General features: G+C 34.0%; 10 protein-coding genes and 1 riboswitch. Of the genes, 3 read left to right on the forward strand and 7 right to left on the reverse strand.

Translation table 11 applies throughout. From position 1 onward, the window contains the following. Position 1: 1 nt before the first annotated feature. From J0383_RS00450 to J0383_RS00475, 6 genes are all read right to left on the reverse strand, one after another. The gene (locus J0383_RS00450) at positions 2 to 1,216 is read right to left on the reverse strand and encodes a YaiO family outer membrane beta-barrel protein (protein ID WP_207296494.1); all 1,215 of its coding nucleotides are present in this window, start codon (positions 1,214 to 1,216) and stop codon (positions 2 to 4) included. Further along, positions 1,213 to 1,578, reverse strand: a complete 366-nt coding sequence (locus J0383_RS00455; RefSeq protein WP_207296495.1) for a response regulator transcription factor — start codon at positions 1,576 to 1,578, stop codon at positions 1,213 to 1,215. The genes J0383_RS00450 and J0383_RS00455 overlap by 4 nt, the downstream gene beginning before the upstream one ends. Positions 1,579 to 1,651: 73 nt before the next feature. Beyond that, positions 1,652 to 3,640, reverse strand: a complete 1,989-nt coding sequence (locus tag J0383_RS00460) for a GAF domain-containing hybrid sensor histidine kinase/response regulator (RefSeq protein WP_207296496.1) — start codon at positions 3,638 to 3,640, stop codon at positions 1,652 to 1,654. A gap of 147 nt (positions 3,641 to 3,787) precedes the next feature. After that, positions 3,788 to 4,426, reverse strand: a complete 639-nt coding sequence (locus tag J0383_RS00465) for an NAD(P)H-binding protein (RefSeq protein WP_207296497.1) — start codon at positions 4,424 to 4,426, stop codon at positions 3,788 to 3,790. A gap of 117 nt (positions 4,427 to 4,543) precedes the next feature. After that, positions 4,544 to 6,823 carry a T9SS type A sorting domain-containing protein gene (locus tag J0383_RS00470; RefSeq protein WP_207296498.1) on the reverse strand — a complete coding sequence of 760 codons (2,280 nt, stop codon included), beginning with the start codon at positions 6,821 to 6,823 and terminating at the stop codon, positions 4,544 to 4,546. Positions 6,824 to 6,850: 27 nt separating this feature from the next. Continuing rightward, on the reverse strand, positions 6,851 to 8,047 hold the full coding sequence (locus J0383_RS00475; RefSeq protein ID WP_207296499.1) for a cell surface protein: 1,197 nt from the start codon (positions 8,045 to 8,047) through the stop codon (positions 6,851 to 6,853). A gap of 311 nt (positions 8,048 to 8,358) precedes the next feature. After that, positions 8,359 to 8,565: riboswitch (cobalamin riboswitch) on the reverse strand. Between the two features lie 268 nt (positions 8,566 to 8,833). Here J0383_RS00475 and J0383_RS00480 point away from each other — a divergent pair. Together J0383_RS00480 and J0383_RS00485 are read left to right on the forward strand one after the other, a co-directional pair. Next, on the forward strand, positions 8,834 to 9,817 hold the full coding sequence (locus tag J0383_RS00480; protein ID WP_207296500.1) for a hypothetical protein: 984 nt from the start codon (positions 8,834 to 8,836) through the stop codon (positions 9,815 to 9,817). A gap of 2 nt (positions 9,818 to 9,819) precedes the next feature. Next, positions 9,820 to 10,467 carry a hypothetical protein gene (locus tag J0383_RS00485; RefSeq protein ID WP_207296501.1) on the forward strand — a complete coding sequence of 216 codons (648 nt, stop codon included), beginning with the start codon at positions 9,820 to 9,822 and terminating at the stop codon, positions 10,465 to 10,467. Here J0383_RS00485 and J0383_RS00490 read toward each other — a convergent pair whose 3' ends face one another. Then, a complete protein-coding gene (locus tag J0383_RS00490) occupies positions 10,468 to 11,649 on the reverse strand; it encodes a serine hydrolase domain-containing protein (RefSeq protein WP_207296502.1) in 1,182 nt (393 codons plus the stop codon). A 200-nt stretch (positions 11,650 to 11,849) separates the two neighbouring features. Between J0383_RS00490 and J0383_RS00495 the strand changes: the two genes are divergently transcribed. Beyond that, positions 11,850 to 12,608 carry a response regulator transcription factor gene (locus J0383_RS00495; protein WP_207296503.1) on the forward strand — a complete coding sequence of 253 codons (759 nt, stop codon included), beginning with the start codon at positions 11,850 to 11,852 and terminating at the stop codon, positions 12,606 to 12,608. Positions 12,609 to 12,620 lie beyond the last annotated feature (12 nt).

Below are 12,620 nucleotides of genomic sequence, written 5' to 3' on the forward strand. Positions count from 1 at the left end.
ATTAAAAACGTTTGGTTACAATTAACTGTACATTAAATCTATTTCGATATTGTCCAGGCGTATATTCTTCATCTTCATAAAGAAAAATGGGGCGTACAAAAAATGAATCTCCAAAACGATGCTGGTATTGCAAACCAATTCTATAGGCTTTTAAAGGCTGTGTAAATCCATTATAGAGATACAAATACGGTACGTTTCCATATTGAAGTTCGAGTCTTATGATGCGTTCTTTTTCTTCATTGCTTCGCTGTAAACTTAAAACATGCGAAAATAATTCGTTTGAAGTGTCATAATACGGTCTGTAAGCCAGTGTGTAATTTCCTGTGTTATACGCCAGCTGACCTGTAACGAGCGTAATATCATCGGTATCAAAATGCATAAAACGGGCTCCTAAAGAGTAATCGAAATTTTTATGCGGTTTAAAATAATATTCTAATCCTGCCTTTGCTACTGGAAAAATTGTTTCTCCAGTCGAAACTCCAGCGTTGGCATACAGATAACTTTTGTTGGAAAATGTCTGGTAGAAATCGGTTTCAAATAACATTTGGGTATTATCAGAAACGTTTCCAATATTGGCTCTTCCCACAATAGCTGATTTTGAAAATTTATGTGAATATTCGACATATCCGTAATGAAATGGAGATTGTCCTGGATCTGATGTTGAAATATTCAGATAAGAAGCCGATACTGCATTTTTAGCCTTACGCCCAATTAGTGTGCGGATTCCTCTAAAAGCCTGAGTGCTGTTTTCGATATCAGATCTTGAAATGATGTCCAACGCTTCTTGATCTCGGTTTAGTTTTTCAAGACAGGTTACTTTTATTTTTAGTACTTCTGTATCTTTTGGATTCAATGCTAAATATTTATCGCAGTATGTTATGCATTTTTCGAATTGTTCCGACCAAAAATAGGTGTTTATCAGGGCTTGTAAAGCTTCTGGATTTGGATTAACTCTGTCTGCCATAGGCAGTAGTATTTTTGCAGAGGCAGTATAATCTTTTTTCCAGCTGTAGATTCTTCCAGTGTAGATTTGAATATCTTCATTTTCAGGAAATTTTGCACGTAAAGGCTCGATTAAAGACAATGCTTTATCGAAATTATTCTTTTCAACTTCTTGTTTTACTTTAGACAGCGTTTCATCGATATTGATTTCCTGCGCAATTGCGATAGAGGAAATAAACAACAGTAAAATTGAATAATAGATATACTTCTTCACGATCGGATATTTAGTAATTTATTAATTCGTACCAAAAGAACCGCCGGACTAACTGGTTTTGCAATAAATTCATTGGCTCCAATATCAAAAGAGTCCAGCTCTGTTTGTTCTACTCCCGAAGAGGTTAATATAATAACAGGTACGTTTGATTTTAATGTTTCTCGTATATATTGTGTAATCTGCATACCGCTGATGCCGGGCATGTTTATGTCCGTTAGGACCAGATCATAAGTATTTGTTTCAATGGCATCCAGTGCGTCTTTTCCATCCGAAAACTGATCGACACTAAATCCTTTAGATTCTAAGAAAAAAGATAACGATTTGCGTAGGATATCATTATCTTCTGCTAAAATAATTCTCATTTTTATTATTATTTATCTTGAGGCAACCTTAAATTATAACAATAGAATTGTAAAACTATTGTGTAAATTCTCTCTAATATAACTCTTTTAAAACTTTTACGACTTCTATTATCCCACAATGCAGAATTTCAATTTTGTCTATACTTTCTGTGGTGAATATTCCAGCTGATGCTTCTTGTTCGAGAATAGCCGCACAGTTGCTAAGATCTTCCAACAGGAATATGTCCAAACTGGATTTCATATTGTGTGCCACTTTTTTGACTGTTTCATGATCTTCGTTTTTAAAAGCTTCTTGAAGCTCAGCGTCTTGTTCTGGAATTTTTTCTAGAAAGATTTCAATCATGTCTTTCTTAAAATTTTCATCGCCGCAGGCCATTTCCTCTAAGAATGATAAATCGACAGTACGTTTTTTAGTTAGTACAGCATCTGTATCCATTACTGTTTTTATGGCTTTTAAAAGTACTGCCTGCTTAAATGGTTTTGGTACATAAGCATTCATTCCTACTTTGTAACAACGTTCCTGTTCTCCAACCAATGAATGTGCGGTCATGGCAACAATAGGAATTGTCGATTTTAGTTCATTTCTGATGAATTCTGTGGTCTGATAACCATCTTTCACAGGCATCTGCAAATCCATTAAAACTAAATCATATGTATTTTTAGATAATAATTCAATACCTTCTTCTCCATTATTAGCAATATCTAGATCGAAACCAAAATTATTAATTACGCTTTTTGCTAGTTTTTGGTTTAAAATATTATCCTCACACAAAAGTATTTTCAGTTTTCCTAAATCATTTTGTGATGTTGATTTTAATGAAAGTGATACCGTTGTATTTTTTTTATAAGTCAGTGTAAAATAAAATTCAGAACCACGGTTTAATTCGCTTTTTACATGAATTTCAGATTTTTGAAGTTCAATAAGCTGTTTTACAATGCTTAATCCAAGACCTGTTCCGCCAAAAGTTCGCGTAGTACTTTCTTCGCCTTGTGTAAAACGTTCAAAAATGGTTTTCAGTTTATTTTTGGGTATTCCTATTCCAGTATCTTTAACTGAAAATTTAAGTGAATAGGTATCATCTGTTTCTTCTGTTTTTTTGACCGAAACAGTGACTGCACCTTCTGAAGTAAATTTTAGTGAGTTGCCTATCAAATTCACCAATATCTGGTTAAGTCTTCCTTGATCGCCAATAATCATATCCGGCAGATCGGCATCTAAAAAAAGATCAAATTCCACATCATTCTGCACTTTCACTTTCAACAGATTGTAAACGTGTTTTAGGGTTTTCTTGATATTAAAAGGTTCTGATTCAATGGCGAGATTTCCAGATTCGATTTTAGAAAGATCCAAAATATCATTTACAATCAAAAGCAGATTTTCGCCTGCAATCTGCACACTTTCAATATAATCACGTTGCATTTCATCTAACTCTGTCTGCGCAAGAAGATCTGTAAAACCAATAATTGCATTTAAAGGCGTTCTGATTTCATGGCTCATATTGGCCAAAAAACTATCACGCGCCAAAACGGCTTTTTCGGCAATTTTTCGCTGTTCTTTCAGTTCAATATTTTTGGTCGACAATTCTAATTGTGCGATTACGTGTTTAGCAACAATCGAAAGGGCATTTTTTTGATTTTCATCGAGTTTTTTGACTATATGATCGACAGCACACAAAGTTCCAATGTTATAACCATCGGGAGTCGTCAGTGGTACTCCAGCATAAAAACGTACGTTGAAACCTCCTGTTACATTGGGATCGTCTTTAAAGCGTTCGTTTAAATGTGTGTCATTTATTTCAACCATTTCAGTGTCTAAAATGGTATAACGGCAGAATGTTATTTCTCTAGGCACTTCAGATATGCCAATACCAATTTCAGATTTAAACCATTGTCTATTTTCATCTATAAATGAAATATGAGCAATGGGAACTCCACAAATATATGAAACAAGCTTTGTGGCATCATCAAAAGCATTATCCGGAAGCGTGTCTAATATATTGTAGCGTTTTAGTGCGGCTAAACGCTGCAGTTCGTTATCTGGAATTGGAAAATCTTTATTCATTTTAATATAAAAGTAAAGTGCATAAAGGTAAGACAATTTGGTATAAAACCCTAGAGTAATTGTACTCTGCGGTGATTCTTTAACCTCTGTTGAAGATTTCCAGAACTTCTTTTTTTAACTATTGTAAAGAGTATTAGGAAGTAAAAACTAAAATTTAAGAATACGATCGAGTTCTAATATTGTGATTCCGAGTGGAAGTTCTTTTGGAGCTTTTCTTAATTTTTGGGCTAAAAAGTAAGTCGAAATAGGTTTTATATTCTTAAACAAACCCAATGCATTCAAGACTTTAATAACTTTTACGGCTATTTTTTCTCCCAAACGATCTGTGTCTTTTCGAATTAGCGGACCAGGTCTGAAAATGATATATTGACGGAAATCAAGTTTGGCAATATAATCTTCTAATTCGCCTTTCATTTTAGAATAAAAAACACTGCTTTTTGCCGAAGCTCCATAAGAGGAAACCAAAACAAAAGATCCAACTTCATTTTTTCTGGCAATTTCAGCAAATGCTACAGGAATATCAAAGTCGATTTTCCATTGGTTTTCTTTTGATCCAGCGGTTTTTAATGTGGTGCCGAGACATGAAAAGAGAATATCTCCCGTAATTATATCTGAAAAAGATTTGGGTTTTGAAAAGTCAACAATATATTCTTTCAATTTAGGATGAGATTTTCCTGTTGAACGTCTTACAAAAAGTACCACTTCGGTATAATTACTATCATCAAGAAGCTGATCTGTTAAATCGTGTCCAGTAGAACCTGTTGCGCCAATTAGTAATGCTTTCATGTTATAATTTATTTTAAGAGCAGAACTTGTGCTGCTAAAAATTAATTTCTATCAAATATAATTAAAAACCCCTTTGCCAAAGTCAACAAAGGGGTTTCTTTTGAAATAAAAACAAATTTAATTCTTGATAAATTTATGGGTAAAATTCCCTTTATCTGTGCTGATAGTAATGATGTACAAGCCTTTTGCAAAAACACTCACATCGACTTGGTTGTTGTTTATTACTGTATTTACTGCTCTTCCAGCAACGTCGTATATTATTATGCCTTTTAATTCATCTTGAGTTTTAATGTTCAAATAATCGGAAACGGGATTTGGATAAATTGCCACTTGTATTCTTTCAAACTGATCTGTTCCTAAAGTGCTAGTGGTAACGGTTATCGTTTTTTCGATTATTTTACCATTCGAATTAAAACTAATTACAACTGCTGCATTTCCTGAAGCTTTTGGAGTTAGAACCAATTCGTCATCTGCATTAATTTCTGCTGCAACAATTTCTGTATTACTAATTGATTTTACCTTTTTTACAATCGCCGCACTTAGATTATCTTGATCCGAAACTACCGTTTTTAAATCAATTACCAAATTGTTGCTTAAGGAAACTTCAGATGCTAAATCTGTACTTAAAACCGGCAAAGCATTATCTGGGAAAACCGTTATGGCTGGAAACCAGTAATAATCATTTAATGTTTTGGTGCTGATTAACGTTCCAGAATTACTAAAAGTATGTATCCAGTTTTTCTGGTAATGAGCGCCATAACCGCTTTCAGTAGTATTCAGAATCAATTCATCAGAAACTGGATCAATACGCAAGGCCGCTCCATACGGAATTTGCTTATAAGTATCAGTCTGTCCAGGAATTACCGCAAAGTTTTCATTGAAAGTTTTGGATGCTGCATCAAATTTTACAATTTGTGTTCCCGAATTGAAACTATTGATTGAGTTAATCCAGTATAACGCATTTTCTTTATTGCTGTAGGTAAAACTTCCTGCATTCCATGCTCCCCACGAACCTAAATATTTAGTAGTTGGAATGGCATATTCGGTTACATCAAAATTTACTGCGTTGATGTTTACCAATTTCTGGTTTTGAATCGCCCAGACACTCCCGTCTTTTGCTTGTGCAATAGAATGAAATGCACCTGAAATAGTTTTAATTACCGTATTATTTTTTGGATCGATGATTAAAACTCCTGCGTTTTGTTTTACTGCAAATACATATTTTGAGGTACGAATCATATTCCCTATTTGTCCAGCATACTGACTTCCTCCGCCAGTTCCTGTTATCATATCGCCTACTTTCATATTCGCAATATCAAATGCAAAAATTCCGTTTGAAGCGCCAATGTAGCCTGTATTTTCATCTACACCAATAAACGAGCGTCCGTCTCCTCCACCGATATTATCAAAAGCAGCGATTTTTTTCATTGTTAAAGCATCGGCAACTACCAATCTTCCGCCTGGAGTATATTGACTATCACCGCCATCGGCAGCTTGTTTTGAAATGAAATAGAATTTATCGCCATAAATAGTTCCGTATTGTGTTGTAGCGCCAAAAGCCTGATTGCTGTTGGCTGCGCTGTAAACACGATAATTGATATTTCCTTCATTGTCTACAAAATTTACAGAACCATTCGTGTGTCCAAACCATTCTTCGTTTACTACAAAATAGCCTTTTGTAAAATCTACCACATTTACATAAGGATCAACAGGAGTAAATTCTGTTGAAATATCAATGGTATTAAATTCTGGATTGAAATTCCAAACATCCCAAGAACCATTTTGTAAAGCACGACTAGACGCTCCCAAACCCGAGTACCCAAAATCGCTATCGATGTCATCTTTTACCCAATACGACCAATATCCTTTTGACATCCAGCCAGACTGCCAGTGATCTTCTGCATCTATTGGTGTGTATTGATCAAAATCGTAAGCAGTTGTGTTTACAATACCACTTACAGGATAATACGGATAGGTTACATTTTCATCTTTATAAAGTCCGTTCGTGTTTTTTCCATTCAGGTCAAAACCAAATCCTCCAATAGCAGAACCAAATTGTGTTCCTTGATACAGCAACGTAAAAAAACGGTGATCTGCTTTTGCAATGGCTTTTAGCATATCTTCTCCTGTTGCATCGCCATCCCATTTAAATCCCCATACTAAAGCATCAGAATTTTTATCATCATTCCATTGTACGACAAAAGCGGCTTTGTTGCTTCCTGTTCCCACCCAGTATTTTATATCATCAAAAGTGATGGTACCGGCTGCTTTTTTGGATTGCTTTTGTGTTGTTATTTTTTGTTTTATGTCGCTTCTTGGCACGCCCTGAACGGTAATCTGAGCATTCGAAAAGAGTGCAAAAAATAACAACAGTATTAAAAAGTAGTTTTTCTTCATAATTTGTATTTAGGTTAAAAATTTTATTTAGTCAAAGTATAAATCATAAGCGCCGGCTACTTCTGTCGAAACTTCTCCAAGCCAGCCCGCTTCCTGATTAATTCCTGTATAAACTTTAATGAAATCAATTCCTGGAAGTTTTACGTAGTTTCCGTTTTTATCAACAGCCCATGAAATGTCAATGCTAGAAGCGTCATCATTATTGGGCGCATTGTCGGCATAACCAAATTCAAATGATTTACCGACCCAATAATTTCCGGTGCCGCTTTGGTCATAAAAGTTATTCTCCATTCGGGTTCCTTTGAGCGTGTAAGATGCGTCTGAAATCCAAAGCGGATAATAACTTTGAATATGAAAATTGTTTTTGGTCTTATAGCCTGAATTTCCCAAATTGTCCTGCCATTTAATGTATTCAACATCAGTCTGCCAGAATTCATTTCCTGCTACTCCGGTTTTAGATTCGTCCGGTTTAAAATAGGTTATGCTGTAGTTTTTAAGTGTAGTGTTTTTAAAATATTCACTTCCTGCTATTTCGTACCATTCGTCTTCATCAGGTTTTCCGTTTTTATTTTTGTCGTAAGCGACTAGAATAATTCCGGGTTCACATGATCCTGAACGAGCTTCATTGGCTTCATTTCCCCAAAATGCATTTCCTAAAACTTTAAAATCATTTCCTTTCAAATTGGGAATTGTATGATCGAAACCAAACACAACATAACCGCCAAAACCACCTAAAGAAATCATTGTGGTATTAGAACCTACCAAAGATTTTTTGGCCAAAGCAATCACTTGAGCTTCTGTGTTTCCAGCTGCATACTGCGGAATTTCATTGGTAAACTGCCCCACTGCTGGACGAAAATCAAATACGTTCGAAATGTATTTACTATATGTTCCTGCTTCTTTAATGACATTAATTTTAGATTCATAAATCTTCAATACGCCATTTTTTTCTACTTCTAAAAACAAAGGATAACTTTTTAAATACGGACTGATAAAATCCAGTTGCGCTGTATTTGAAATTACAGAATCATTAATACGCCATTTTATTTTGGCATCAGCAGATAAATCAAGAGCAATGTTGAGTACTTTAAATCGATCAATTGTATATGATTGTTTTAATACTACTATCGATTCGGTTTCTTCATCTTTATCGGTTTGGCAGGCTGTTATTCCAAATAGAAAAAGAAATAAAAATGTGGCTTTTAGAATTTTAGTTGAATTCATTGTTTTTTTAAGGAAGATGTGAAATGTGAAAAGCAGATTTGAGATTTTATTTGATAGAACATAACTGATTCAACAGATTTAGGAAAAAATCTGCAACTGAATAATTGGAAAATTATCACGAGAAATATTCACATGATGTATGTTCAGCATTATTGCTTGAAAAGAAAATAAACGAGTTTGCTGGATACGACGCATTACCTATTAATTTTAAAAATTAATTTCGGGAACGTAACCAAACAACAATACGAAAAAAGACCCGCTACAAAATAGCCGGTGCAGTTATTGTCTTCAACTTTATTCCTCGAAAGTTTTAAACTTATGTGATTATGGCAGGTCTCCTGACTTGTTCCATCTTTAAAACAGCCTTCTCATCCGCGGCAGCGAACAATGGCATAAGTAACGTTTAAAGACTTAATAGAACTTACAGTAGCGGGTCTGTTCAGGATTTACACCTGATTCCCTTTTAACTGTTTTTCTTAAAAATTGAAAAAAAACAGACCAAAATCTGTCGCAAAGGTAGAACTATCTTTATAAAAACAATAACTATTTTGTACAATTACGGTTTTCTCACTTTAAGAAAACAACATTGAATATTGTGCATTTTTTCTTTTAAGAATGGTTTAATATCTATTTCATAACAAAAAAATTTTGTGATACAATTCTTATTTCCTTAAATTTGAATGATACCATCTGTAGAAAAACCTTATAAATTCATAAGCGTTTTTTAGATTTCAAATGAAAATACATGCCAAAAATTATTTTATCTAACCCAAAATCTTGTAAGCAATGAAAAAAAATCTTGCCTTAACCTTTTGGGCACTTTACATGCTCTTTTTTGCTATTCCGTTTCCCATGTTTTTGTATTACAACATTAAAAGCGAATCTGATATTGATGCTTTAAAAGACGGAAATCCTTATCTGGCTTTAGCTTATCTTGCTCTCTCTATAGTACTGTGGGTTATTCTTTTAGTTGGTTATTTTAGAAAATGGATTCTACAGCTTTTTATTACCAGAAAAAATATGGCAAAAATAAAAGCGCATGGAGTACTTCGAGAATCTAAAATTTTAAATGCTCAGAAAATTTCAAAAGCAACTTCAGTTTACAACACATACGAACTTGAATTGTGTTTCAAAAATTTATCTGATTCTGAAATCACACACAAAACGACTATAACCGATCTAAAACCGCTGGCAAAACGTTTTGAAAGTGGCAATAAACTGAATATCTTATTAGATCGGGATATGAACCAGCCGCCTTATATGATGATTGCTTCATCTGAAGCTTCTATAAATTTTAGAAGTTTTGCTTTAAGAATATTAGGTTTTGTTATTCTTTCTATTGCAGTTATAGCGTATTACATTTTTTCATACCGAACAGAAAGTTACGGTATGGGCTGGCGATTTCTAGCTTTCTGGCATCCGCTCATTCTCTGTCCAGCCATATTATTGTTTTATCGTATACTTGTAGGCTTTATATTTAGAAAAATAACGGGGTTAAGCGATGATTCACTAGTAATTAAATTTAAAGGAATTAAAACTTCAGCCAAATTAATCAAGGTAAGCCAGACCGGAACGTACATTAACGAACAACCTATGATGCGATTTGAGTTGGAATATACAGATACTCACAATCAGCTGCATCGCAGCAGTTTGAAAAAAGTAGTGGGACTGCTTGATCTAGATATTACGAAACAGGAATACATTTCTATCTTTTATTTACCGGAAAATCCAAGCCAAATTGCCTTTACCTCAGATTTAAATACTCTTTAATAATGAAAAAACTGATTATTGCAACGATTATTTGTTCGATACTTGTAAGCTGTCAGCAGATAAAACAAAGTATAAATGAAACTTTTAAACCTAATGATACTGTTGTCGAAAAAGAACATGAATTAGTACAAGAACAAAAATTCGAAACTTCAAATTCTGAAACTACAGCAAACGAAAAAATAGTTCTTTTAGAGCATCCAGAAATTTTGCAAAAAGCGGAGGAAGAATTAAAAAAATTACCACAGTATGCCGGAAAAGAAATATTTGTTTACTCTACGGTATATTTTTATAATTACAGGAGCATAAATGTATTATTACAGCATCCAAAAAATCCAAAATACGTTGATACGTACGAATACAAAGACGGTAAATGGTCGGAACCAAGACCGGTTCAGTTATCAGTGCATGACGATATTAAAGGCCGATTGGTTCCGCTTTCTAAAATAAACTTTGTAAATGCTTCAAAAGTTGCCGAAATCTATAATCAAAAAGCAAGCGAAATCGAAGGTGCAGAGCCTTTAACAAGCGTGTACATTTCGATTTGGAAAAATCAGATAAAATGGTATCCAACAAGCATACACGGAAGCCGCGAAAGGTATTCGATACAATTTAATGATGATGGGTCTCTAAAAGAATTTAAACAGGATTAACTATTTTTTATCATACGGAATATATTGATCCCACTGCCATGGTGTGAAAGTATCTTTTATTCCCGTTTCTAATAGATATTTTATAATACTGTCTGTGTTATAACTATTAGACATAATGAGCATTCCGATTCCTTTTTCAGGGAAAATAATTCCGTAGTTTTGAAAACCCGAACCCTGCCCTTCTTTAAAAGCGCCAATTCCGTATGGCGACTGCAGTATTCCCCATCCTAAACCATACGAAAGCTGAATGTTATCGTTCCAATTTCCGTCTTCAACCGCACCCGGACCAAATTGTGTTCTGGAATGAATTCTAATCTGCGGACTAAACATTTCTTTATATGATTTTTCTTTTAGAAGTTTTTTACTCAGCAAAGCCGAAAGAAATTTACTGTAATCTTCTAAAGTCGTTTCAAGTGTTCCTGCTCCTCTTGGCGCATTGTCTTTGTCTTTTTCCTGAAGCGAATTATCATGTTCGTAGCCGTACGCATAATCTTTTTCAAATTTATCCTGCCATTTATAACTAGAATTCGTCATTCCAAGAGGCTTAAATACTTTTTCCTGAGCCAGTTCTTCCAGAGGTTTTCCGGTAATTTTTTCTAACACCACCTGAAGATACGTAAGTCCTTCTCCCGAATAACTGTATCTTGTTCCCGGTTCAAATTTAATGCGTAATTTTTCATCCGATTCAAACCAGCGCCAGTTTGGAAAACCAGTTGTATGATCCAAACACATACGGGCTGTGATTTTTGTATATCTCGGATCTGATTTTAATTCTGTAAAATCTTCATGCCATACTTTGTGTTCGTATTCATAAATAGGTTTTGGCAGATAACTTTGAAGCGGTTTATCTAAAGTTATAACGCCTTCTTCAACCAGTTTCAATACTAAAACAGCAAAAACGGCTTTACTTAAAGAGGCACCGTATAAATTAGTATTGGTTTGTAATTCTTTTTGTTTTTCAACATTGCTGTAACCGAATGTTTTCATAAAAACCGGTTTCTTAGAATTGAAAACGGTTATTCCAATTCCTTTTACATTGCCTTTACTCATAAAGGTTTTTATCGCATTGGTAAGACTATCCGCAGAAATCGTACTGCCATCAAGTCTTTTTATAAGAGAAGCATTTTGTGCCGAAACCGAAAAAATACCGGCAGAAAAAAGAATAATCAGAAGTTGTTTCATAAAGGTTATAGTTTTGGTTAATTCAACAACTTTAAGATCAATTTAGCTGAAGTAAATTGATAATAAGTCGAATACAAAAAATAAGAATTTCAGAATTAGTTTAAATCCCATTTTAATTATTATATTTCCGTCTAAAATTTCACACAAATATATTTTCTATATACGCAGAAGACAATACTTATAAATAACCATTTTTTTGAATGAAGAATATCAAAAATGATTTGAATATACAATTGTTACAACAGCCTATTTCAGGTAATTCAGAAAGTGATGTGCAATTGAAAAAATGTCAGCAAATTGCTCAAAATTTTGCCGAACTAGAAAACGGAATTGCTGTTTTGAGCGACCTGTACCATAATAAAAGTTATGTGTACTCTGGAAAAATTGCCAACGAACTGGCCATTTTTCAATCAAAACAAATGCAGGAAATAGAAACCATCTGGGAAGAAGAATTGTTTAACAAATTAAATCCCGATGATGTGCTTCAAAAATATGTTTTAGAACTCAAGTTCTTTCAGTTTATTAAAACCATTCCAATTGATGAACGCCATGATTATTGTGTAATAAGCCGTTTGCGGCTTATTGACAAAAATGCCGATAAATCACTCCTGCACAAAATGTATTATTTTTCAAATCCTGAGCACGAAAATATAGAACTCGCTTTGTGCCTCTACAATTTTGATTTCCTGCAAGCTTTAAATTATGAAGGCGCAATTGTAAATACAGCTGACGGAAATATCATCAATCAAATTGAAACCGAAAACAATACTTTTCTTTCCAACAGAGAAAAAGAGATTTTAAAAATGCTCCAAAAAGGTAAACAAAGTAAAGAAATTGCTTCTCTTCTTTTCATCAGCATTAACACAGTCAGCCGACACAGACAAAATATCCTCGAAAAAATGAAAGTTAATAATACCACCGAAGCTTGTACGCTGGCACAGAAATTAAAATGGATATGAAGGTAAAAAGTT

It is taken from the genome of Flavobacterium endoglycinae, from assembly GCF_017352115.1.
In the GTDB taxonomy this organism is placed as follows: Bacteria; Bacteroidota; Bacteroidia; order Flavobacteriales; family Flavobacteriaceae; genus Flavobacterium; species Flavobacterium endoglycinae.

Coding starts and splice junctions, on each gene's coding strand:
- J0383_RS00485 (WP_207296501.1), top strand. CDS start 9,820: ATGAAAAAACTGATTATTGCAACGATTATTTGTTCGATACTTGTAAGC.
- J0383_RS00475 (WP_207296499.1), bottom strand. CDS start 8,047: ATGAATTCAACTAAAATTCTAAAAGCCACATTTTTATTTCTTTTTCTA.
- J0383_RS00480 (WP_207296500.1), top strand. CDS start 8,834: ATGAAAAAAAATCTTGCCTTAACCTTTTGGGCACTTTACATGCTCTTT.
- J0383_RS00495 (WP_207296503.1), top strand. CDS start 11,850: ATGAAGAATATCAAAAATGATTTGAATATACAATTGTTACAACAGCCT.
- J0383_RS00465 (WP_207296497.1), bottom strand. CDS start 4,426: ATGAAAGCATTACTAATTGGCGCAACAGGTTCTACTGGACACGATTTA.
- J0383_RS00460 (WP_207296496.1), bottom strand. CDS start 3,640: ATGAATAAAGATTTTCCAATTCCAGATAACGAACTGCAGCGTTTAGCC.
- J0383_RS00490 (WP_207296502.1), bottom strand. CDS start 11,649: ATGAAACAACTTCTGATTATTCTTTTTTCTGCCGGTATTTTTTCGGTT.
- J0383_RS00455 (WP_207296495.1), bottom strand. CDS start 1,578: ATGAGAATTATTTTAGCAGAAGATAATGATATCCTACGCAAATCGTTA.
- J0383_RS00470 (WP_207296498.1), bottom strand. CDS start 6,823: ATGAAGAAAAACTACTTTTTAATACTGTTGTTATTTTTTGCACTCTTT.